The sequence below is a fragment of the Paenibacillus sp. CMAA1364 genome (assembly GCF_054373195.1).
The window spans coordinates 20,741-44,981 of record NZ_JBITNB010000024.1 but is presented as its reverse complement, the minus strand read 5'-3'; the positions used below and the strand labels follow the sequence as shown (position 1 = coordinate 44,981).

General features: G+C 37.7%; 18 protein-coding genes and 1 pseudogene. 4 read left to right on the top strand and 15 right to left on the bottom strand.

Features of this window, described 5'->3' with window-relative positions:
* Positions 1–36: 36 nt before the first annotated feature.
* The gene (locus ACH8E3_RS13315) at positions 37–684 is read left to right on the top strand and encodes a metal-dependent hydrolase (RefSeq protein WP_458633128.1); all 648 of its coding nucleotides are present in this window, start codon (positions 37–39) and stop codon (positions 682–684) included.
* A 56-nt stretch (positions 685–740) separates the two neighbouring features.
* A complete protein-coding gene (locus ACH8E3_RS13310) occupies positions 741–1,724 on the top strand; it encodes an aldo/keto reductase (RefSeq protein WP_458633127.1) in 984 nt (327 codons plus the stop codon).
* Positions 1,725–1,792: 68 nt separating this feature from the next.
* Here ACH8E3_RS13310 and tdh read toward each other — a convergent pair whose 3' ends face one another.
* The 14 genes from tdh to ACH8E3_RS13240 form a co-directional block, all read right to left on the bottom strand.
* Entirely contained in the window at positions 1,793–2,893 is a 1,101-nt protein-coding gene (tdh, locus tag ACH8E3_RS13305) for an L-threonine 3-dehydrogenase (RefSeq protein WP_458633126.1), read from the bottom strand.
* 31 nt (positions 2,894–2,924) lie between these two features.
* Positions 2,925–4,013, bottom strand: coding sequence for a GNAT family N-acetyltransferase (locus ACH8E3_RS13300; RefSeq protein ID WP_458633125.1), 1,089 nt, complete (start codon positions 4,011–4,013; stop codon positions 2,925–2,927).
* Positions 4,014–4,087: 74 nt separating this feature from the next.
* Positions 4,088–5,608: a glycosyl hydrolase family 28-related protein gene (locus ACH8E3_RS13295; RefSeq protein WP_458633124.1), complete on the bottom strand. Its 1,521-nt coding sequence runs from the start codon at positions 5,606–5,608 to the stop codon at positions 4,088–4,090.
* Between the two features lie 50 nt (positions 5,609–5,658).
* Positions 5,659–6,981, bottom strand: a complete 1,323-nt coding sequence (locus ACH8E3_RS13290; RefSeq protein ID WP_458633123.1) for an O-antigen ligase family protein — start codon at positions 6,979–6,981, stop codon at positions 5,659–5,661.
* A 2-nt stretch (positions 6,982–6,983) separates the two neighbouring features.
* Positions 6,984–8,231, bottom strand: a complete 1,248-nt coding sequence (locus ACH8E3_RS13285) for a glycosyltransferase family protein (protein WP_458633122.1) — start codon at positions 8,229–8,231, stop codon at positions 6,984–6,986.
* Positions 8,232–8,240: 9 nt separating this feature from the next.
* A complete protein-coding gene (locus tag ACH8E3_RS13280; protein ID WP_458633121.1) occupies positions 8,241–9,446 on the bottom strand; it encodes a polysaccharide deacetylase family protein in 1,206 nt (401 codons plus the stop codon).
* Positions 9,436–10,560, bottom strand: coding sequence for a GNAT family N-acetyltransferase (locus tag ACH8E3_RS13275; protein ID WP_458633120.1), 1,125 nt, complete (start codon positions 10,558–10,560; stop codon positions 9,436–9,438). The genes ACH8E3_RS13280 and ACH8E3_RS13275 overlap by 11 nt, the downstream gene beginning before the upstream one ends.
* A 46-nt stretch (positions 10,561–10,606) precedes the next feature.
* The gene (locus ACH8E3_RS13270) at positions 10,607–12,112 is read right to left on the bottom strand and encodes a lipopolysaccharide biosynthesis protein (RefSeq protein ID WP_458633119.1); all 1,506 of its coding nucleotides are present in this window, start codon (positions 12,110–12,112) and stop codon (positions 10,607–10,609) included.
* Positions 12,096–13,214 (bottom strand): glycosyltransferase family 4 protein, encoded by a 1,119-nt coding sequence (locus ACH8E3_RS13265; RefSeq protein ID WP_458633118.1) that lies wholly within the window; start codon positions 13,212–13,214, stop codon positions 12,096–12,098. Before ACH8E3_RS13265 ends, ACH8E3_RS13270 begins: the two co-directional genes overlap by 17 nt.
* A complete protein-coding gene (locus tag ACH8E3_RS13260; protein WP_458633117.1) occupies positions 13,211–14,557 on the bottom strand; it encodes a hypothetical protein in 1,347 nt (448 codons plus the stop codon). Before ACH8E3_RS13260 ends, ACH8E3_RS13265 begins: the two co-directional genes overlap by 4 nt.
* A gap of 18 nt (positions 14,558–14,575) precedes the next feature.
* The gene (locus ACH8E3_RS13255; RefSeq protein ID WP_458633116.1) at positions 14,576–16,618 is read right to left on the bottom strand and encodes a heparinase II/III family protein; all 2,043 of its coding nucleotides are present in this window, start codon (positions 16,616–16,618) and stop codon (positions 14,576–14,578) included.
* A gap of 30 nt (positions 16,619–16,648) precedes the next feature.
* The gene (gene wecC / locus ACH8E3_RS13250; RefSeq protein WP_458633115.1) at positions 16,649–17,893 is read right to left on the bottom strand and encodes a UDP-N-acetyl-D-mannosamine dehydrogenase; all 1,245 of its coding nucleotides are present in this window, start codon (positions 17,891–17,893) and stop codon (positions 16,649–16,651) included.
* 189 nt (positions 17,894–18,082) lie between these two features.
* On the bottom strand, positions 18,083–18,772 hold the full coding sequence (locus tag ACH8E3_RS13245) for a CpsD/CapB family tyrosine-protein kinase (protein ID WP_458633114.1): 690 nt from the start codon (positions 18,770–18,772) through the stop codon (positions 18,083–18,085).
* Entirely contained in the window at positions 18,756–19,502 is a 747-nt protein-coding gene (locus ACH8E3_RS13240) for a YveK family protein (protein WP_458633113.1), read from the bottom strand. The genes ACH8E3_RS13245 and ACH8E3_RS13240 overlap by 17 nt, the downstream gene beginning before the upstream one ends.
* A 260-nt stretch (positions 19,503–19,762) precedes the next feature.
* Here ACH8E3_RS13240 and ACH8E3_RS13235 point away from each other — a divergent pair.
* Positions 19,763–19,967 (top strand): annotated as a pseudogene (locus tag ACH8E3_RS13235) (helix-turn-helix domain-containing protein); the annotation flags it as partial.
* 163 nt (positions 19,968–20,130) lie between these two features.
* On the opposite strand, the gene lacZ reads toward ACH8E3_RS13235, so the two are convergent.
* On the bottom strand, positions 20,131–23,250 hold the full coding sequence (gene lacZ, locus ACH8E3_RS13230; RefSeq protein WP_458633112.1) for a beta-galactosidase, LacZ type: 3,120 nt from the start codon (positions 23,248–23,250) through the stop codon (positions 20,131–20,133).
* Between the two features lie 125 nt (positions 23,251–23,375).
* Between lacZ and ACH8E3_RS13225 the strand changes: the two genes are divergently transcribed.
* On the top strand, positions 23,376–24,209 hold the full coding sequence (locus tag ACH8E3_RS13225; protein ID WP_458633111.1) for an AraC family transcriptional regulator: 834 nt from the start codon (positions 23,376–23,378) through the stop codon (positions 24,207–24,209).
* The last annotated feature ends 32 nt before the right edge of the window (positions 24,210–24,241 follow it).

Sequence of the window (24,241 nt, the reverse complement as noted above, 5' to 3'; positions counted from 1 at the left end):
TTGTATCAACAACTTTGTCAGTCACAGGAGGTTCTTATGAAAGGTTCGACGCATCTCGCCGTTGGAACAATAATCGGCGTTGTTGCAGCTGCGTATCATCCGACTAATCTTAATCACATCGCTCTTTATATTGGTGTTGCCGCATTTTCATCCTTAAGTGCTGATCTTGATGGCAACAGTATTCTTAGTTCTAAAATGGGTGTACTCTCTAAACAGATACGTCAAATACTGATCTGGGTTAGCCTTTTATTCACTTTGGCACTCGTATTCTTATTTCTGTATAATCAGTCCTTTTACCCGGTATATTCCATCATCTGTGTCATTGTAATTCTGTTTAGCTTCGTATCCAAAGAAGGAATAATACGCAACGCGCTCATTAGTATGATAGGTGTATTCATCGTTCTTTGTGCTTGGCATTTCAATATGCATTGGCTCGTTGGTTTAGGGATATTCATCACTTCGGCACCTTGGTTGAAACATCGAGGTATAACACACACATTATGGGCTTTATGCTTCTGGGGATTCATAAGTTATGGTATGGAACAACAACTACAGGTGGATGGGTTAATGAGTGTTGCGACGACTAGCTATCTCTCACACCTACTCCTTGACACATTAACACCTCAAGGTGTGAAATGGTTATATCCCTTATATAAAGGATCTATCAAGCTTCGGCTTAAATAGAACTACTTACTTTCGAACGTTTTCCATAATAATGATGACAATGAGGAGGAATGAAAATGAAATATCGATTATTAGGTGATACTGACTTGAAGGTCAGTGAAGTTAGCTTTGGAACTTGGGCCATTGGTGGCGATTGGGGGGATTCTAACGATCAAGAAGCACTACTTGGTCTTCAACGTGCTATGGATGAAGGTGTTAACTTTTTTGATACAGCGGATGTGTATGGTTCAGGACATTCAGAAGAATTACTAGCTAAAGCGACAAAAGGCAAAGAAGATCATGTACATATTGCCACAAAATTTTGTCGTGCAGGTGATATTCATGATCCCGTCAATTACTCAGAAGAAGTCGTTAGACAATATTGCGAGAATAGTCTCAAGCGTTTACAACGAGAGAGAATTGATTTATATCAAATCCACTGCCCTCCGCTAGCTATCCTTCAGGATGGTTCTGTCTTTGAAGTATTAGAGAAACTACAACAAGAAGGAAAGATACGACATTTCGGTGTTAGTGTAGAGACGATTGATGAAGGTCTATTCTGTCTTGACGTTCCTGGTCTGAAATCACTTCAAGTCATCTTTAACCTGCTCCGTCAAAAACCAGCAGAACAATTATTCCCTAAAGCACATGATGCGGGTGTAGGAATTCTCGTTAGATTGCCACTTGCTAGTGGCCTATTAACAGGTAAATTCAATGAGAACAGTACATTTGCAGCAGATGATCATCGTAATTTCAACGCCAATGGTGAAAAATTCAATGTTGGTGAAACTTTCGGGGGATTGCCATTTAATAAAGGTGTGGAACTTGCAAGAGAGCTTGCATGGATTGCTGAAGGACGTGGTAATATGACACAAGCTTCGATGCGCTGGATTCTTGAGAATCCAAACGTGACGTGTGTGATTCCTGGATTTAAGAACGTTCAACAAATAGAGGATAATCTTGGCACGGTCGATGCTCCAGCTTATAGCCAAGAGGATTTGAATCGACTACGTTTATTTTATGATTCATCAGTCAAGGAATATATTCGAGGCGTTTATTAGGATTTAACATAGGAAGGGCTGTCATCCTCTTAAGAAGATGACGGCTCTTATTTATATCATCATTCAACTTATGATATGACTTGATAAGTTGGATAATTGAATTTAGATGCTTGAACTAGGTCAGTACTCGTCTCATGTAGAAAAACGATCTTTCCACATCGGCCGGTCTTCATTAATTCGAAAGCTTCCTCATATCGGTCCAATGTAAAGGTATGTGTAACTAGACCATCTAGTCGAATAAGATTATTATCTAGAAGCCCCCTCATTTGATACCATGTCTGATACATGCGACGACCTGTAATCCCTTCCACCCGAATACCTTTAAATATAATATTACCCATATCTAATAAAACATCCTTCGTTGGAATACCCAATAACGAGACGCGTGCTGCATTCGCTGCGCCTTCAAATCCTTCACGAATAGCATCAGGATCCCCAGACATTTCTAGAACAACTTCCGCACCTTCACCATCCGTATGTTCTCTGATTCCGTTGGAAAGCTTAGTCGTCGCACAATTGATCAGTACATCCGCGCCCATTTTATAAGCCATATCTAATCGATAGGGATTAATATCCGCCGCAATAATCTTCCCGGCTCCACAAGCCTTGGCAACAGCTATAGACATCAATCCAATTAGACCTGTACCAATAACTGCCACAGACTTACCAACAATATCACCAGATAATACCGTCTGAACTGCATTACCAAGCGGATCCTGTAGACAAGCCAATTCAAATGGCATATCCGATCGATTATGAATGACATTGCTTGCTTTAACTACAGCATATTTCGCGAAACATCCCGGGGCTGTAATACCGAAGCTTCGTGTATTCAAACATACATGTGAATTCCCCGTTCTACACGGCTTACAATTCCCACACACCATATGTCCCTCAGCAGATACATGATCCCCAATGTTCACGTTCATAACATGACTTCCAACAGCCTCGACGATTCCAGCAAATTCATGTCCGAATACATTTGGGGTCACCACAGTTTTCTCAGCCCAGGTATCCCAATTATAAATGTGTACGTCCGTACCACATATAGAACTCGCTTTGACGAGAACCAACACTTCATCTGGACCAATATCAGGTACAGGAACCTCTTTAAAAACTGCGCCTGGTTCACGTTTATCTTTTACTAGCCCCATCATGGTACTCTCCATCCCATTCCCACCCTTAATCGCTTTTGCGATATCATTTTGAACTGCTACTTTTTATAAAAGACGCAATCGATTTTTTGTTCATCTGTAAAAACGTATAAGCCTTCAATAATCTAGTTCTCTTCGTATGATTAATAATTCGAATCTGATAATTGATCTTAACCCTATCCGACCAGAAGAACTTATATTCCTGATTGCCACTCATGAAATCAATCTCTTTCACGCCGCTGTGTAAATAATGCTCCATCACTCGATTCAAGAGGACGACACCCACACCATATTGCGCAAATTCGCTTGAGAATGAAGTGAGATACAAATAAACCTTATCTCTATATAAGAAAGTTAACATAGCTGATGCGATGCTCCCATTAATCTCAATGTAAGAAAATTGAGCACTGTTATTTACACCGAAGTGAGAAATGATCTCTTGATAAAAGGAGCATACACGCTGTTCGTTAAATAGACTTCGTTTCCATCTTTTTTTATGTAATGCTGTAAAGGAGTCCCAAATCCTGTCATCACATACCTCATTTAACTTCATATGAACTTGATGCTCACGACATAGCTTCTTTTCTTTACGTTCAATGGCTTTAATCCTATTCTTGTTGCGCTTATGGTCATTGTAAATTTCCATGTCTACATAAGGTGATGAAGATAGTTGCCTAGTGAATACTTCGAACTGTCCTAAGAAGCATTGTTGAACCAAGGTTGTTGTTGCATTATTGGACTGAAAGCTAATCAGATCCATCCAATCCCATTCGTCTTGATGCACAACTAACGTATCCGAAATCTGTTTCATTAATTCGATATTATGATAGTGCTTATGTAAATAGAATGAATTGGATTCCCCCGTACCTGAAATAATAGATTGTAATGATTTGACTGTTCGCCATTTGACTTTGCATGTATGTATACATAAAGGTGCGATCGCAACACATTGCGATTGATCTGTGACTACGATGATAAATAATTGCTTGTGATCATCAAATATATTATTCACATAGGATTGCAACCACTCCCATGTATCAAATATCTCTGGCTGTTCTATGTGATGAATTAACTCGCGCCAATGTTCTTCTAACTTTAACAACTCATCTATACTTCGAATAATAGTAGTTTTCATATCTTTAGCTCGGGCTCCTTTCTATTATTAGATAAGAAAAAAAGGTCCTCATTAGGGACCCTTTGCTAAAATGACTATTCATCATCCAAAGAAAAATTACGAGATATCTCCATAATTCTAGAACCATACACTAAAAGTGTCATACTAGAATCTGCTGGAAACTTCACGGTCTTGTCTTTCCCCTTCAATTGAAGGTTAGGGATTTCCCTTGAAATTTCCATATTATTTGTATAGGAATAAATGGTCACAATTCTAGGTAAAGATTTCGTCAAGTCCTCATTTGTTACCTTTTTGATTATTGTTTTTTTATTATAAGCAAATACGGCTAGTGAAAGATTCGAGATATCAATTTCTGTCGAATTATTCGTAAACGCATTGAATTCTTGTGAGAGCAACCCTTTTATACTAGTGCTAGTAACCCCTTCACTATTACCACTAAGATAGTTCGTTGTTGTTACGGGACTATTGATGTAGAACTCCTGCAATGACTGTATATAATTCGTGAACTGGTTTGATGTTAAGCTGATCGATGCGCAAGTTGTTGAACTATCTATTTTGACAGCTTGATTGTTACCATACTGACTTCTGGCATTGTTTCCAGTAATATTTACGAATGAACTTTTCTTAATATGAATAGCATATAGTCCTGGAAAAAACATATTATTACTTGATACATTCCCTATGAAATAAGGACTATTGTTAATACACACCCCCGTGCCTACATTATCAACACCAGACTTCCAAGTGATATTGTTAGCATTTACAATTCCTCCTACAACATTAGACAAATACACTCCATATTTCATTGGCCAAGCCATATTATTATTTGAAATCACAACGTTAAATCCATCTTTACAAATGATTGCACTGTCCGTTGCTTCGAATAAATTATTCCCTTCAATAACAACCCAATTAAATATTTCAATATAAATGTTGGACTGTTCCGATCCAGTGTGGGCAAAGAACAATACATTCCCTTTGCATATCAAACCATCGAGACCTTTCGCCCATATATGAAACTTGTTACCAAAGGCTCCTCGACTATTCGATCTAGATTCATACATATTATTGATGAAGCTAACATCCCCCACACCACAATTGCCTCCATCTGTTGGTGGAATATAATCAACGTAGAGTCCATAATTACAATCAATCAAGTGATTATCCGTAATAGAGAACCGTGAACAATGCTGTGTCTTATCTACGGGCAGGAAGTTGATTGCTTTTACACAATGGATAAATCTAACGTTTTTAATACAAACACCGAACACCCATTTGCAATTTATCCCATTCCTAGACTTCTCACCATCTATCGTTATTCCTTCAATTCTAATATTTCCCGTACCTGAGAATCGATCCGTATTACTTGTGACTTTACCAGATAAATGAATCGTTCCTTTGACTGTGCCTGTTCCCGTAATAATAATATTAGAGGCGTTAATGGTAAAACTCGCTTTATAAATACCTTCAGGAACAAGAATTACGCCACCTGATTCTCCAATGCTACGAACTGCTTGCTGAATTGCCGATGAATCATCTGTCTTTCCATCACCCTTGGCCCCAAAGTCTCTAATATTAGCACTTATTTGTGACATATCATGATCCCTCCAATCTAATGATCAACTCCTAGTTCTATAGTATTATATTAATCTTCGGAGGTAATGGTACTAGCATTCGACCTAGTAAATAGAAGACCCAATACGATAATAAAGAAAGTATAAATACAAATACTATAATATTGATTGGGGTTGAAATTTACGACAGTAAGATTTCCCACGAACAACGAGACGGGCAACCATAATTCATCTTTAAATCTTCTTAAACTCCAAACAAACAAAAATAAGTATAACATTACATATAAGATGAAACTTACCAGTCCTTGCTCAACAAGAACGTTGAGAAATTGAGAATGTACTACAATATCACTGATTCCTAAGTTAGATTGCAGATATGGTATGTATTGACCTGCTCCCACTCCGAACCATACATGGTCTTTCAACAAGTTAAACGCTAAAGCGAATTGAACAAACCGACTGGATTGCGTATCCCCTCTATTTACGATTAATGACTGATACAAATCATGTCCAAATATCTGATAGACTGTCACCGCGATAGCAATACATACTATACCTATCACATATCTTCTAATCCATTGCCGATGATCCACAATACTAGACATCATAATAAATATTAGAAATTGCAAACAGACAGATAAATAACCGATCCTTGTAAATGTTAAGAATAGAAACAAGACATTAAGAAGTAATATAATGAGACTACCCAGTGACTTCTTTTTATAGAAACAATATAATAATATCGGAAATAGAATGGTCCCTAGATTGCCTGCTCCATTACTAGCTCCTACAAATCCCATAACTCTTTTCGTTACAACCACACCTTCATAATAATTAATGCTCTCTTCCGCAGCAAAGGGTAAGAATGATTTGTTAAATATAAATTGTAAGATACCCAATATAGAATTAACTAACGAATACACGGCGATTCCAATTAAAAATGGTTCTTTCTTAAATTCAATTAGAGATAGTAAGTAGAACATAAGCGTTAATAACAATAGATTAATAGAAATATTCACATGATATACGTAGAGACTGATATCGTAAAGTTCAACCATATAACATTGAAACATCAATATACAGATAACTCCACTAATGATGACTGTAATTATATTTAACTTTGATTTTAGATGAATAGGAATCTCTAGTGGATTAATTCTACTTCGCAGAAAAATATGTATTAACAATGTAGCATTGATAACCAATAATATTACAAAGGGTAGATCTATATATATATTCAGATAACCTATATTAAATCGAATACCACTAATCATGGTGACAATAACAAGTCCAATGGTGATATATTGAATATAACTTCGTTCGAACACATGGATTACCATCATAAGTCCACAAATAAGTAACGGCAGACTGAGCAGTAATAGCGCTATAGACATACCTATTCCTCTTCGAGATTCATTTTATTTTCTATACATTGTATCCATTGTGTTGCCTGTGATTTCCTGGAAAATTTCGTACGATCTGAATAGTCGTATTTGTTCTTGATGAGTTCTAACAATCCATTGGCAATATCGTGTTGGTCATGCTTAGCACATTCGCCATAGTTCCCATGTACCAATCCTACGAGTTCTGGATCTTCAGTCACAGCTATTATAGGTTTACACGCGCCAATATACTCAAACGTTTTGCCTGGAATAGCGTAGTCACTGCCTTTCGTATGCGTAAGAATGACTGCAATATCCGCTCTTTTTAACCATATCACTGCTTCATCATGAGAAACGCTACCTATCACCCGAATTGAAACGCCTGATATACCATGATCGAAAGATTGAATTTCATCCATTGCTTGCTGGTCTAACACGCCTACAACATTGAATGTCAATTGAATTCCGCTAAGCTTATGAAACCTCATTAATCCTTTGATGAATTCTGTTATATTCCGCCCTTTATATATTGATCCCAAATGTGTTACTTCCAAATGCGAATTATTTACGTCAATTGGTTGGTATTCACTGTCTGTGAAACACTGCTCATCGTAACCATTCTTAATGATTTGAATATCTAACGTTTGATCTTGATGGTGATAATATTCATAAATACCATAAGATACAGCCACGATACCATCGGCGTGTTTAGCGATCATCTTTTCTGCACGTTTGAATATCATCTTCGGATTTCCTTCTCCAATATGATTATTAATGATATCTCGTATTTCGATGATTACTGGAATATCAGGCTTGTGTTGTTTAATGTAGTCAAGTACATATAAACCATATACATCGGGTACTGTCACCAGTATAGCCGCCACATTATGCTTACTTAAGAATGCATCTAAATCATGAAATAATGAAGTATTCATTCTATTAAACATGAATTTGCTGAATTTATAGTTCCGCCATGCAGCTACGATCCACTTATGACGAAGTATCTTCTCCATTCGTTTGATTTTATTCCCCTTTTTTCTTGGTTCACCTTGTTGTAAAGGCTGTGTAAATACACTATTTGGTGTTTGGAACTTATAATTCCATGATGAGAATCGACTTTGAAAAGAACCCCATTTCGAATCATTGATTGTAATCAAATGATATTGATCTTTCAAATACCCCATAATTCCTTCATATCGAACAGATGCTACAACCGGCTGTCCTTCAATATAATCAGTAATGACAATAATATTCTTCTTCATCTTTTTAAATCACCCTTTAATTATCGAATATTGCCCTTCCATGACTGGTATGTTCACTATGCCATCCCGAACATCAACGATGACTTCATTCGGGCATATAATGTGAAGAATCTTATGTACACTCATCTTTAGCGTAATGACTTGTTCACTGTACAAGACCGAATGTTCTAGAATAAACACGTCTTCTTTGATCAATTGCACTTTCACACGATCTCGAACATTCACATATTGTGCAAGCTCACTCCCTGTGCAATACCAGACGTCCTTATCCTTTAGATATTGGAGAATCCCAATCAGACTATCTCGATCATCGAAGATATTTGGACTTTGTCTTTTCCCATCATTTCTTGAAGGCGCTATATGTTCCTGAATGCTGATGACCAATTGATGTGTTAATAAATACTTCACTTCACGTAACTTCCAGCGTATATATGGTCTTTTGAGTATTCTTTTTACACAACCTTTTAATGTCATACCTTTTTGATATACACCGTTGAGTAAAGCTCCATTAAGCGTCGATGGAATATCGATCACCTGATGTTTTCCAAATCTTTTCACGTCAAGATTCGTTATCGGATTCGGATCCTTACCACAGATATCACCATCGATTGCATCATCAGTAATCCCCCTATTCCAATACCGGCACCACCATGCAAATCCAGAATGATCGATACTATCATCAGAGAACGAGTTGCTGGTATAACCACAGTACTTGCCACCTTGCGGTCTAACTCCAATAGCGTCTTGATAGATTTCAATTCCTTCTTCAATCGTATCCATAGCTTCGTCTAGTGTCTTAAAAGTAGCCCATTCCTGAATGAAATCAATCGCATGTTCACCAACCTGGCCATGTGTTGTTCCGTGGTAGGCTAACTCATAATTAGGGTGTTCATGAATGGATTTGAAGAATGTCTTACTGTTCTCATCCGCATTAATCGGCAAGGATATTTGTGGGTGCATAGGCGATAGGAGCATCCCCACTCTAATACCAACAGGAACGAAAAAGGTTACTTTCACTTTCGGGAACACTTGTAGAATTTGCTCACACAAAAAACGAAAGGAGGAATCCTTCTCATGCTTATGATAGCCCCAGTCATCCCCCGAGCGTAATATGCCATGATGGGTAGTATCTACCCACGTATTGGCTAGATCATCAATCATTAGAAGAACAGGTGATGCAGCGTTGTTATACCATTTACATATGCTAATGTTCATTCGCTATACCTCTTATCGACCTTACGATCCCTTTGGTCTTCATTAGAAACTGATACACCTTGCTACTTCGGCGAGATCTATTCCACATAGAGAAGGAATAATTAACTGAGAATTGATTCGACCAACGAAATTTCCACGAATAACTTCCCGCTCCAAAATCAATTTGATCAGCCATTTTCTTACCGTCTTCGAATAAATAATGAATAATTTCAGTTAATAGTACATCTACAACACCATGATATCTAGCATACTCAGGAGAACATGCCATATTCCAACCGTAAAGAACACCGTTATATAAATAACAAGTCATATAGATCATGATCTGTTGATCTTCTGTCTCCAGCATAAATGTTATGAGCTTATCATTATCCTGAAAGAGTTGTTTCAAGAAAAGTTCATTATTCTTATCTTCGAATAGACTTCTTCTCTGTGATCTTCCTTTCTCATGGTGTAAATATTGTTTCTCCATTTTGTGAACATAGGAAATACGATCATAGATATCATCACAATCTTGTCCTGTGACCACTTTGAATTGATAACGAGTTTCACTAAGTAATCTAACTCTTTTCCTTCTTAATTTGGTGTTCAATATTTCCTTGTCAAATTGTTCATACCCTGCAAATTCATTCATTCTCATTCTTAGACAAGAAGTTAAATACTGTACATATGGGTTGTATTGATCATGTCTTAATAGATACCGCAGCAAAGGAGTGTCCATCTTTACATGGGTGAGTTCGATTCTATCCCATCGCTGCGAATTCTCTTCAATACATTGAAAGATGTCCTTCATAATAGCGACTGCTGAGAATTGACTATCATTTATAATGAAGTTGAAATAGTCCCCTTTTCCTAAAAAACATAGTTTGTCATATTTCATAATTGTCTGATCTATCCGTGTAATCATAAGTGGGGCTATACCTACCATCTGGTTATCCCTATAAGAGCAAATAATAAACAAGGAAAGATGCTTACATTTCCCATAAGTAAGCCACCAATAATAATTGAATTGAAAAGTATTGTAATACGTCAAGGCTTGATCACATTGCTCCAATCGTTCCCAATCTTCTTTTATACCAAGTAAACCTTCAATATCCGTGATCAATTTAGTAGTCAAAACATACGAACCCCTTTATTCCATAATTTTCGAACAAATTGACAATTCATGTGTTAGAACTCGCTTCATTTACTACTGAATCCGGTAGTTTACGCTTTCGAAAGTTCTGTAAGACGCCTACGACTTCTTCTTTAGAGATAAATTTACATTTCATACTGAACCACACAAAAAATGCACACAAAACCGTGTTAAGGAGTAGTTCCATAACAAAGTAATCAATAAATATGTAATTGAAGATATGTGTTAAATAATAATAAACCCCATATATCGGAACGATAATGGACAGGAATTTATACGGATATAACAAACCGAAACCAAGCTGATAATATTTCGATCCATAATGATAAAAGACACCGTTAGCTATCATATAAGCAATAACGGTAGATAGTGCAGAACCGTATATCCCTAACCAAGGAATTAATAACATATTAGCAACAATATTAATAAGTGCAGCTAGAATCGTTATCATAGAATTCGTACGCATCTTATTTGCAATGTGGAGCCCTAATGAATAAAAAGATATGGCACCTGATAAAAAATAGGAAAGAGCAATAATAGGCACTAGATTGGACGCTGTTGCATATTCCTTAGGCGCAATCAAATCAATGGCAACATTAGCAAATAAGGAAAGTCCCAACACGCCAAACCAACCTATAAAATTATAGAGTCGAAACATACTACCGATTTGTTCCCTTCCGTTCTCTTCTTTATATACTGAGAATTTAAACGGTGTGAACATCGATGAGAACGGGTTAATAAATAGTGGATTAATCAGCATCCCAATTTTGTATCCAACTGAATAGACAGCAACGGAAGAGAGATTCATATATCCTTTAATTAAGAATCGATCACTTAAAGTTAGCACCCAAGAAGACACATCGCCTAGCATAAGCCCCGATCCATAACGCAGCATATTCTTGAGTTGTCCTACATCCAAGCGCCATTTGAAATGCCGTAAATCCACCACAAATACAAAAAGAAATATAACTAAATTCCCACATAGTTGCGCTAATAATATACCAACAATACCCATGTTAAATGTAATAAAGAAGATATATACAAATAATAGTGTGCTTAGAATCGTTGAGAGCTGAATACTGCTAGATTTTAGAGCATTAAATTTCATAGCGTGATAACTTGAATATGTCTTGTTGAAACAGACTAACACTGAACTCATGACAATAAGTGGGATAAATAGATTGCCATGGTTGTCATCGCCGAACAATAGGGGATACAGCCATGGATTAGCTAACCATGCCAACCCAGTACAACAGCCCCCCCAAATTATGGAGAATGACATGGCTGCATTTTTGAGGTCATTCTTATTCTCATAGTCATGAAAGAATCGTATCATACCCGAATATACGCCAAGTGTAATTGCAATAGCTAATAACTGTTGAACACTAATAATCAGATCATAATGTCCATAATCTTCTTGGGACAGGTTCCTAGTGTACAAGGGAATCAGGATAAGATTCATTAATTGCGTGAAGATGGATGAGAATAAATAGATTAAGCCATTCGAGAACATTCTTTTATTTACGACATTCATCAAGGATCACTTTACTTTCTAGACTCCTTTGTCCACCTATTTTTCTATAGAGCTCTATCACATTCGAAGAATAATCCTTTGGTCTAATTAAGCTCGCACTCTGTTTATATACCGTGTAATTATTAATGATGTCCTGCACTCGCTGTGTTAAATCTTGAACGTTACCCGATTGAAATAGAATCGTACCGTTTGGTCGAAGACAAACATCACTAGCAATAGCAGGTATCGAGAAATGCAGTGATTCTGCAATGGATACGCCATAACCATCGATAATGGTAGGACGAATAAATAGATGGCTCTTTTTCACAATAGGGAAAAGTTCTGTATTGGTAACCTCGTGAAATAAAAAGTGATCTTCAAGATGAAGCGTTCTTAGTCTATTTCGCAATGCATTATAATAATGTTGTTCTTCTATACTTTGGTTTGCGACTCCTAAGGTTGCAAAAAGAATCCTAACATCTACCTTCCCCTGTCTTAATTCCTCCAGAAGATCAATTAGTATATCCACGCCATATAAGTCCTTCTTCTCATGAAACCGGATAAACCCATTCGCGGTAATGACAAACTTAGTATCTTTCATAAAAGTTAATACTGTATCAGGGATCTTAAGATCATCTGACTCACGCTCCACAGGTTGGATATAAGCAGGAATCGTACTCACTTTATGTTCACTTATACCAAGACGGATCAGTTCTAATGTATTTTTGTCATTCACGCAAATAATCTGATCTATTCGTTGCAGACTTTTTAATAATAGAAATCGAATGAATGGCTTTGAATGGTTAATCTGTTGCATGAGACTTTCACCATGTACCGTTAGGATGACCTTCTTACCCAACATTGAATAACACCCTAACAATATTCTCACAGTGCGGTTAATGCTATGAAAATGAAAAAGATCCCCGCGTATAAAGGGAATCTTAAATAGGAATCTTTTGTATCCATGTAAAGAGTAGATATTCTCCTCTATCCGACTCTCATTCATTTCATTATATATATCACAATGGATTCCTTCGGTCTGCAATCGCTCTTGCAACCGCTTGATATGAACAGATATGCCACCTATAGGTGGCGGCATAGGGCCAACCATGATGATCTTCATGGTGTGTATCCTTCTTGTCCGATCATTACTTCGACTGTCTTTAACTTCCCAGAGATTTGTCTTGGGATGTTATCCACGATCTGGACATTAAAGTTCATCGATTCTGTAAAGATAGTCTTTAGTCTTTGTAAAACCATTTGAAGTTCTTCTATCACCTGATCCTTGGATGCGAATGTCTCCACTAAAATATCGACTTCATTATATTGATGCTGAATTAACTTACATGCAGTCACTGTTTTCGTCCCACGAACTGCAATGGCAACTAAACTTGATGACACCATGTCTCCATTGGGCTTATACATCATTTCACCACTACGGCCATCAATAGAAGAAATCGAAGGGAACAAATGTCTGGCATGATGTGGTGAAGGGATGAAATCTGATGTCATATCCATAAGTTCATAACGTATAAATGGCATCACATCATTAATAAATGATGTTCCAATCAAGCCATTACTATGTTCATCCTTCTCAACATATCCATATAACGGGACGAAGCTATAGACTTTAGTATCATCTGTCCATCCTGCCATGATAGTACGTTCAGACTGACCATAGTGACCATGTAACTTCGACGTGGGGAAAGCTGCAGATATGGTGGCAACCTGATGCTCATATATATTTTCAGAAGCCATGAGAATTGCCGTAGGCAGATATTGTCCCATCATATTGTGCTCTAAGACTAATTTGGACACTTGACTTAATGATGATGGGTATCCATGCATGAACTCATATCCACTGTCATGAATAACCTTCCAGATACTATGAATATTACCTCCTGTTAGCTTAGTCACATTAATTCGAAGAACGCGATGATATCGATCAAAAGTGTAATCCTCACCACCTGGGAAATAACCTCTAAATTCAATTCGTCCATCGCCAGGTTGGTATCCAACACTCGACCATAAATAACAAGTTGCTGCCCACTCTCGTTGCTCAATACGACGATTTGAATATATGGTTAATGAACTTCCTGTTGTTCCACTTGTTGTACCTATAGATAACTTCTTAGGATCATATCGAGATACGATAAAATCAAGACCACGTTCTTTAGCCATTAATTTAGTAACCGTTGGAATGCGTTGGATATCTGAAGGATCCTTCAGTTGAGAAGGATGGAACCCATGATTATCATACAATTCACGATAAAATGTTGTCTCATGATATGCTAGATTCACTATATTATTGAAAGATTGGAATTGAGCTTCAAGAATCTGTTGCTCACTCATCTCCTTCAACCTTTCCAACTTCTGCTGCCATTCAAAAAATTCTTTCCCCACATTCACATAACGATATGGAAGATAGGCTAAGACTTGTTTCGCCATGGATTTAGCAACATTCATATCAACCACCTCATTTCTTCAAATATATACTTTATCTCCGCAATGATGGATTCTATCATCTGTTATTGCTCTACTAGACCATTGAACTTTTGTTTTCATTGTAAGTGAGGTACCTCTTACTTGAATACATTGGCTAGCTTCGCGAACGCCATATCGACTAGACACCCAACATTCTATTACTTCTATTTCTTCTTGGCCTTCATATGAGATCTCAACAATAATCCCATCTCTCTTAAGTGTTAGTAGGTGCTCGAACTGTGTTACGATCACCCCTGGAGATAATATATATGAGGCTATGTACATTAATTCTTGTTCTTTCGAAGTATCTTCATAAGCCAAGACATCGAGTATCACAAGTTTATTCTCGCTAATTGATAATGCTCGACGATGTGTGATACCTAACTTATCCCTGTATCCATGGTGATGACCAACAAATAGTGAATCCGTAAACATCTCACATTGAGAAAAAGACTGCTCACGCATCAAGAATAAGTTGTCCTCTTCGAAATCATTCTGTTCTTTACCCGCTACTTCAATCGTATTGTGCATCGCTGTACTTCGAAATAAGTTCCTCATTCGATAGTCTGCAGTGTATACATATGATCCGGGATCGATGAAGAAATCTATTCCGTTGATCTGCAATTCAAAACTCAATTGATCATTATGGCTATGTGCACCATGTCCACGGAAGGATAGCTCACCACACCGAATAAGACAGTAGACATAATCATTACGCAACACATAATAACCACCATCTGGGAATGCAATCGATCTTAACTGTTCTGATGGTGAATTGAACTCCGTACTGAAAGACCCCGTAATCCATAAGGAATTCTCTTCTTCTCCTTGAGCATAGAATCTAAAATCATCTCGATCGAAGAATTCACCCGCTACCATTAATAAATGACGATAATCATTTCGGACCCATGACCCATATTGGGATACAATCAGCAAACGCCCATCATCGGCATCGCCAACCACAGGTGTTAAGCCATTCGGCTTCAATGTCTGACATATGAATTCGCACATCTTTTCCAATCGATTGGCATACTCCACAGAGAAGTAAATCTCATTATGAGCACATAATACCGTCGTAAGTAAAAAGCATTCCGTCACAAGCCGATGATATGAGGTTGATGCCTCATAATTCGTTCCATCGGTATTGACTTGTACGAACATCTCACGTTCTAATTCTGAATGGGCATATTCAAGCCATTGTTTCGGATGATTTGTTGGTTCTTCATTTTCCGTTATTCTAAACTCGCCGAAGTAAATACCCAGACTTGCTAAACCAACTAGATTAGATAGATAATGATTGCCAGTATGTTCTCCTGTATTCTCCAAATTCCTCAAGATAAATGGACCATGTAAATATAATGAAGCATGTATTCTTTCCCAGCATGTTGCTGAAATGGATGGACTCTCTCGAAAAAAGTAACAACCGGAAATCCAATTCACAGCTCGAATAGCAACATCCATCGTACACGTCCAATTGACAGACATTTCGATTGGATTGTGAGTGATCCAATCTTCTATTTGTTCCTGGAATTCTATGGCATACTTCTCATCATTCGTTAGCCAATAGGCTTTCCCCAATGTAAATACATGTTGGAATCTAGATAATTCCCAGGGTACTTTCACGTCTGCCTTATTGGTAAGGTCAACAATAGCAATGTGTTTATAAAAGGTATTCTTCCATCTATAGTTCGTCTTGAAATCCACATTCCACGGACATTTATCTCCCACATGTACATCTCCAGAACCTAACAAATCAAATTGATGATCACAGATTCGATCTGCATCATAAACAATCGAATCCACTAGCTTCAATGTTCTTAGTTGTTCTATGTACGTATTGCGATCTTCCACACGAAAGAAATAATTAGCTTCACTATGAAACCCTCTGAATTGACCTAGATTAATTTGTATCGGTCTAATCATATTTCGGTATTTCCTTATTCGATAGACAAATTTCATGCCCGTTATGAACAATATCTTCTGGACAGCTTGATCTAGAGGCATGTTCCTTAATCTTCTAACCTTTGCTAACAAAGTATTCATATTTCTTACACCAACCTTAATCTCAATACTTTAGTTAAAGAAACCTCTTGTATCAATTACTATTTTCTCTTTCAATAGATTTCTGTCGATTTCTTGAAATACTTCATGATTAACAAGTAATAGTACGATATCAGATTTGCGGATAGCTTCTTCTGTATTGGCTAGTAGATTAACATGTTCGAGTTGGAGAGATTCCGGCAATTCATGGATATGGGGTTCAGCGATATAAATTGTACCTACTTGTCTTTGTGATAAATATGCTACAATCTGAACCGCAGGACTCTCGCGTAGATCATCAATATTTGCTTTGAAGGATAGACCAAGACAAGCGATAACAGGTGATTTGAAACGTTCTGCTCGATCGCAAACACGGTCCACAATATATCCTGGTTTATAATCATTAACATTTCTTGCTGTACGAATAAGCTTTGCCTGTTCTGGCGCTGCATCAATAAGGAACCACGGATCAACGGCAATACAATGTCCGCCAACACCTGGACCAGGCTGTAAGATTTGAACACGGGGATGATGATTGGCAAGTTGGATCAATTCCCAGACATTGATATCTAAATGATCACATATTAGAGAAAGTTCATTAGCGAATGCAACATTGACATCACGGAAGGAATTCTCCGTTAATTTAGCCATTTCTGCCGTTCTGGCATTGGTCTCTAATATTTTTCCACTCACAAATTGCTTGTAGAATTCAACTGTCTTTTTCGTAGATACACCATCGATCCCACCAATGATTCGATCATTCTCAACTAGTTCTCGTAATATTTGACCTGGCATGACTCTTTCCGGACAATGTGCAACATAAATACGATTGCATACCGAATGTGTTGAATCCGATATACTTAGATCTGACCTTGCCTCTAATATCCAATTGGAGATCTTCTCCGTTGTTCCAACAGGACTTGTTGATTCCAATATGACGATATTCCCTGGCTTTAAATAAGGAGCAATGGCTACAGTTGCATTATGCACATAGGAGATATTAGGTATATGATCCTCTTGGAATGGTGTCGGTACCGCGATAATGAAGATATCAGCTTCTTCTGCTTCTGAAGAGACATGTAGTTGACCACTTTGTATAGCAGCTTTCACCATAATATCTAAGTCAGGTTCATAGATATGAACTTCACCCTGATTAATTAAATCCACAGCATATTGATTAATATCTACCCCGTGTACCTCATATCCTTTAACCGCAAGTAGACTTGCCGTTGGCAAACCAATGTAACCGAGACCCATCACACATATTTTTTTATCCATTTACGCTCCTACCTTATCCTCAATAGAATGTTGTAGCATTATAAAAAAGAGGGCATTAAACCCATCCTCACAACACACTATCGACGATGTACGTCTAAGGTACTTCTCATACCCACAGCGTGCTCGAGTGCCTATTCTGATAAAGGTGTCATAGGCATGACCTTTAGATCTTACAAATCACTCTTCGAATTACTGCATTCCATAATAATTGTATTGTTGTGCTTCTAATTTACTGAACTTTTTATTATTCAGAACGACACCTAGGATGCGTGCTTTCACACTCTCTAATCTTTCTTTTGACCTCAGAATATACTGCCGTTTCACTTTCCCCGCTGCGTTCACAACAAGGATAACGCCGTCACTGATCGAAGCCACAATTAACCCGTCCGCCACTGCCATGATTGGTGAAGTATCCAATAAGATGATGTCGAATGATTCCTTCCATACCTCAATGATCTCATTTAATCTACCAGATGAGAGTAACTCCGTAGGATTGGGAGGAATTGCGCCTGCAGTTACAAGCGTTACATTCTCTATTTCCGTAATTCTTAGGATTTCATCACTAGAACATTGATTAGCTAATAGATTGGATAGCCCTATTTGATTGCTCACACCAAAAGCTTCATGAATGGAAGGATGTCTTAAATCTGCATCGATGAGTAATACTCGTTTGCCATCTTGTGCGTAAGCTACAGCTAGGTTACTAATGGTTGTCGTTTTACCCTCACCTGCTTGTGTAGAGGTAACTGCCATAACTTGAAGTTTATAATCCCAACTTGAGAACTGAATGTTAGCTCGTAGATTCCTGTATCCTTCCGAGATGGATGATCTACGATTAGAGTTCATGATTAACTTCGTATGATTAGCTGATCGACGCATAATGTTCTCCAATCTTCTCTTTGGATTTACGTTTTGTGCGTATTTTCATATTCTTTATCTTCATCGGCTGTATTGTTCCTAACGTTGTTAATCCTAAATAACGTTCAACATCCTCTTCATTCTCTACCGTATCATTCAGATACTCTTTCACTAGAACGAACCCAATGGCTATCATGAAGGAAACGACCAGTGCTATGACAATATTTAATATGATATTGGGGCTAACTGGTTCTGCTACGAGCTGCGGCTGTGCCACATCGAGTATAGAAATGTTATCTACCTTCATAATGATGGGGATCTCACTTTTTAAATTTTGTGAAATAGCATTCACGATATTCATAGCACGATTATAAGAGGTATCTTTAATTGTCAATGTAATGATTTGTGAATTTTGTGTCGTTGTCACTTTTAAACGCTCCATTAAGTCTTTTGATGACACCTTAAATTCAGGGTTTTTTTGTACGACTTTATCCATAATGGTGGCTGATTTGACAATCTCTTTATATGAATTAATAAGCATAATATTCGAGCTGATGACATTCATATCTAATGCAGATTTGCCCTCACCATTCTGGTTCTCCTTATTCACAATGACGGTGCTAGTTGCTTCATACATAGGCGTTATGTGATATAGACTGTAATATCCCGTACTCAACGTACACAATAGGATGAAGCTAACCATTAACCATAGACGCTTTCTTATCATATTCATCAATAATTTCAGTTCCATCGTAATCTCCTTCATAGATACTTATTAGTTTCTAGCTAGATTGCTCCTAACCATTCATTTTATGTTGACTGATTTATTTTTATCATGACTTCCTAATACATTTCTAATGAGAACTAAGTTGTGTTTTTTTACGGTTTGACGTTATAATGATACATAACGTATCAATTGGTATGTTGTTAACTTACGATACATTATGTATCATGTCAAGTTGTTTCTACGTTTTTTTTATATATGGTCATGAAGTATAGGGAGGAACATGAATGAAGATTGAGAATCGTATTGCAGAATTGCGGGAGCAGAAAGGTTGGACACAAGAAGAGGTATCTTCCACCATTGGCATTACACGTGCAGCATTATCCCATTATGAAAAGAGTCGACGAAGACCAGATTTCGAGACATTATCCCAACTAGCTGATTTATTCCAAGTCTCTATTGATTATTTAATCGGCAGAACGCTGATACCAAAAGAAGGACTTCATCCTAACCAGGATGAGATCAGTCTTGCAATAGATACAGTGCAGCAAAAAATTTAAGTAATGTAGAATACAATACAAAAAAAGGACTGATCTCAAAGGTCTATACTGCAACCTTTGAGATCAGTCCTATCTATCTATTTAATTCATTACAGTTAATAACCTTTAAGATGGAATCGGAAGCTGTATGGGCGGTTTCCAAACAATCTATATTCTGGATGTGGTCTTGAACCCCAGCTGTCATCACCACCGACACCCATTTGTTTGTAATTGATCCGTACGACTGTTGTATCAGACTTCGGTAACTTATAGGCATGGTCGGCTGCTTCGATTTCCGTTGGCGTGTAGGATTGAACATTCAGTTCGAACCATGGAGATCCTTGAATGAAGAGCCCTACCTTTTGATCGTTGATAATCGATGCATGTCGTACATCTGTCTTATTCCCACATTCTTGTGGACGTAAATACGGTGTCCATTGCTCACTAACTTTACCAGAATATAGACCCACTGGTGCACCTGAATTACGATCCCACTGATTCTCATGCGGTCCTTTACCATACCATTCCAATTGATCAAAAGAACCATCCATCGTTAATAGTAACCCGATCTCTGGAAGCTCAGGCAATCCTTCCCCTGGAAGAAGATCCATATCTAGGATTACCTCCCCATCTCCACGAACCATGTAAGTAATCGTGCATTGTGATGAGGTAGCCGTTGGTAGTGAATACACAGTGGTCAACTTCACGCTTTGATCTTGCATCTCATGTGTGAACTGAACCAGTGTTCTGTTCATACCCGCTTCTCTCCACGTTCCACTTCGTTCTTCATGTCCATTCTCTCTATCGTTATCTGTCATGGCACGCCAGAAGTTAGGCCTAGGCGCTTGTTGAATCAATTCTACGCCATCCCATTGATAGGAGAACATCTCGCCTGAATGCTTATTGAATTGTACAAGGAATCTCTCTCCACTAATGCGAAGTACATCCTCTTCATTCTCAACGTTTAATGATGGAAGTTCATCTGTTGTTGAATCCGATGTGATTTCTTCCCACGACAAAGGCATTACTATAAATTGATCATAGGCTATTTCATGGCCCTTGTTAGCCCACTGTGTATCTTCTCTCAGAACCACACGTAACGTTAGAATATACTCTGCGCCACGTTGACCTAAGACAGGGATAGCTTCTTTCAAATCAATAACTTCGGTCGCATTCGGTGCAATCGAAATCGTCAGGCTTCCTCCTTGTTCCAACACACCGTCTTTTGTTAATATCCATACTAAATCATAATCTGATAAATTGGTAAATAAATGTTGGTTCGTTATCTTAACCTTACCTTGCTGTATATCCTCATTTACGAACTTCACATTCTGATAGCATCTCTTCGTTTCCAGTAACTTCGGACTTACGGATCGATCAGCAAATATCAGACCATTTCCACAGAATGTTCCATCATGAGGAGACTCACCGAAATCACCACCATATGCTAAATAAGATACACCATCGTCTGTCTTCGTCAGAATCGATTGATCAATCCAATCCCAAATGAATCCCCCTTGTAGAATAGGGTAACGATCAAACAACTTCCAATATTCATTAAGTCCACCACAGGAATTCCCCATCGCATGACTATATTCACAAATGATATACGGCTTTTCGGGATTGTTACGTGCATATTCTTCAACCTTATCAATATGCGTATACATTTGGCTCTCGATATCCGAAGCAGCATTGGATCCACGATAATGGAATACCCCTTCATAATGCACAAGTCGAGAAGGATCTGCTTCTTTCAAAAAGTCATACATCGCAATGAAGTTATCTCCACCAAATGATTCATTACCTAGTGACCAAATGACAATCGATGGATGATTCTTATCTCTTTGGAACATCGTATTACAACGATCTAGAACGTTCGCCTTCCATTCTACCTTACTACCAGGAAGAGTATCTTCAAGTTCCTTTTGACCATAATACCAAGTACCATGTGTCTCTAAATTCATTTCATCAATAACATATAGTCCATATTCATTACACAGTTCATACCATTTCGGATGATTCGGATAATGAGATGTACGTACTGAATTGATATTATGTGATTTCATCAGAACAATATCTGTAATCATATCCTTTACACTGATCGCACGACCTGTAAGTTGTGAGAACTCATGGCGATTTACACCTTTGAACATGATCGTCTCACCATTGATTTTCATTAATCCATCTTCAATACCAAATTTACGAAATCCTACTTTACAACTAATGAATTGAAGCGTATTCCCTTTCGCATCCTTCAACTCAAGTACAAGTGTATAGAGATATGGCTTCTCAGCACTCCATTTCTCAGGTTGTTGGACAGTAATCTTTCCTTCAAGTTGAGTGGATGGTTTATCATCAAGGGAAGTCGTCATACTCAGCGGTTGTGCCAATATAGCTTGATTAGAGTCATCATATAATGCTGCTTCGATGCTGATTTGCCCAACATTTAATTCATTATAATTATGAACAGTTGCTGATAACGATAGCTGTCCATTCTGCAAATCGTCCTCTAGGTCAGCTTTTGCAAAGAAGTCAAAGATATGAATCTTCGGACTCGTATATAAATAGACATCCCGAAAGATTCCGCTCATACGCCAGAAATCTTGATCCTCTAACCAACTAGCGTCACACCAGCGATAGACCTCCACAGCTAATTTATTCTCACCAGCTATTAAGTATGGCGTTAGATCAAATTCTGCAGGTGTGAAAGAATCTTCACTATAACCAACCAATTCACCATTCAACCATATGTAGAAAGCGGATTCAACCCCTTGAAAGCTAATATATACTGGGTTATCCCCCCATGCTTCAGGAACTGTAAAAGTTCGTACATACGACCCCACAGGGTTATACTTCGTTGGAGCAAAAGGTGCCTTGATATCTTCATGCTCAGACCATGGATATTTAACATTCGTATACTGCGGATAATCATACCCTTGAAGTTGCCAATGGGATGGAACGACGATATCATCCCATCTACTACAATCCATATCCTTTTTATAGAAGTCTGCAATACGCTTCTCTGAATTGCTAGCCCAAGCAAATTTCCAAGTTCCATTTAATGAATGTATATTAGCAGATTCCTCGAATTTGCCGGCTAATGCTTCTGTCAAAGTAGGATATGTAATTAATGTAGCGTGAGCATCCATTCGATTGATTTGGAATATTTCGGGGTTATTATTCCATTCTGGGTATCCATTCGCTGGTGATGTATATATTAATTTCTGTTTCGTCATACAAATCACTCCTTACTATATATTTAGGTTATACTATCACTATATTCACATTATAATACTGACAACGTTTTATTTCTATTTAACGATTTTCACATTCATATAACTATATGAAACTGGAGGACGCTATGGATTCTATCGCATTTCCAATTATAAGTGAAGCTGATTCTAATCTTCCTATCTATTTGACTAGTGTGGGACATTGGGATAATCAAGTCCCCACATCTCGTCTTGAAGGCTTCTATTGCTACCAATGGCTCCAAGTAATATCAGGTGAAGGCATACTAAATCTAGATGGACAGACCTATACCGTTTCAACAGGTCAGGCCATTTGCTTGTATCCTAATATTCCACATTCGTATCAACCCATATCAGAACCTTGGGCATTAAACTTTATATCCTTTGATGGGCATTTATGTAGTACTTTATTAGATCAAGTTGGTGTTCATCAATCTGGTGTATTCTCACTTACCGATAGTGATGCAATCTTAGCTCATACCACTCATTTACTTACCATTACAAGCTCAGAGCGTTCTTACCTCCATGTCGAATGCTCCAAAATTCTGTATACACTGTTACTAGACTTATCTAAATACGTCTTTACGAACACCGATAATATGCAACAGAATGTACTTCGTTTACAACCTGTGATGCAATACATGAAACAACACTGTCATGAGTCCATAACGATCGATGAGATTGCAGCGTATGCGGGTATTTCTCCGCAATATTTATGCTCTTTATTTAAGAAGACATTAATGATTCGTCCCATGGAATATATTAATCGAGAAAGAATTACTAGAAGTAAAGAGTTAATGTTTCTCAGTCCAAGTAAAAGAATACAACAAATCGCCAAAGAATCAGGCTATGAACACCCTAGTTATTTCTGCACCGTCTTCAAAAGATTAGAGGGGATCACACCAGAACAATTCAAAAAGTCACATAGACTCCATTCACCATAAAAAAGATCGCTAACCAGTCATTACAAATAAGG

Excerpts from the sequence above, each read along its gene's own strand:
- ACH8E3_RS13255 (WP_458633116.1), bottom strand. The coding sequence starts at position 16,618 with ATGAATACTTTGTTAGCAAAGGTTAGAAGATTAAGGAACATGCCTCTA.
- ACH8E3_RS13225 (WP_458633111.1), top strand. The coding sequence starts at position 23,376 with ATGGATTCTATCGCATTTCCAATTATAAGTGAAGCTGATTCTAATCTT.
- ACH8E3_RS13260 (WP_458633117.1), bottom strand. The coding sequence starts at position 14,557 with ATGAATGTTGCTAAATCCATGGCGAAACAAGTCTTAGCCTATCTTCCA.
- ACH8E3_RS13295 (WP_458633124.1), bottom strand. The coding sequence starts at position 5,608 with ATGTCACAAATAAGTGCTAATATTAGAGACTTTGGGGCCAAGGGTGAT.
- ACH8E3_RS13240 (WP_458633113.1), bottom strand. The coding sequence starts at position 19,502 with ATGGAACTGAAATTATTGATGAATATGATAAGAAAGCGTCTATGGTTA.
- wecC (WP_458633115.1), bottom strand. The coding sequence starts at position 17,893 with ATGGATAAAAAAATATGTGTGATGGGTCTCGGTTACATTGGTTTGCCA.
- ACH8E3_RS13245 (WP_458633114.1), bottom strand. The coding sequence starts at position 18,772 with ATGCGTCGATCAGCTAATCATACGAAGTTAATCATGAACTCTAATCGT.
- ACH8E3_RS13280 (WP_458633121.1), bottom strand. The coding sequence starts at position 9,446 with ATGAACATTAGCATATGTAAATGGTATAACAACGCTGCATCACCTGTT.
- ACH8E3_RS13270 (WP_458633119.1), bottom strand. The coding sequence starts at position 12,112 with ATGAATGTCGTAAATAAAAGAATGTTCTCGAATGGCTTAATCTATTTA.
- ACH8E3_RS13265 (WP_458633118.1), bottom strand. The coding sequence starts at position 13,214 with ATGAAGATCATCATGGTTGGCCCTATGCCGCCACCTATAGGTGGCATA.
- ACH8E3_RS13290 (WP_458633123.1), bottom strand. The coding sequence starts at position 6,981 with ATGTCTATAGCGCTATTACTGCTCAGTCTGCCGTTACTTATTTGTGGA.
- ACH8E3_RS13300 (WP_458633125.1), bottom strand. The coding sequence starts at position 4,013 with ATGAAAACTACTATTATTCGAAGTATAGATGAGTTGTTAAAGTTAGAA.
- lacZ (WP_458633112.1), bottom strand. The coding sequence starts at position 23,250 with ATGACGAAACAGAAATTAATATATACATCACCAGCGAATGGATACCCA.
- tdh (WP_458633126.1), bottom strand. The coding sequence starts at position 2,893 with ATGGAGAGTACCATGATGGGGCTAGTAAAAGATAAACGTGAACCAGGC.
- ACH8E3_RS13310 (WP_458633127.1), top strand. The coding sequence starts at position 741 with ATGAAATATCGATTATTAGGTGATACTGACTTGAAGGTCAGTGAAGTT.
- ACH8E3_RS13315 (WP_458633128.1), top strand. The coding sequence starts at position 37 with ATGAAAGGTTCGACGCATCTCGCCGTTGGAACAATAATCGGCGTTGTT.
- ACH8E3_RS13285 (WP_458633122.1), bottom strand. The coding sequence starts at position 8,231 with ATGAAGAAGAATATTATTGTCATTACTGATTATATTGAAGGACAGCCG.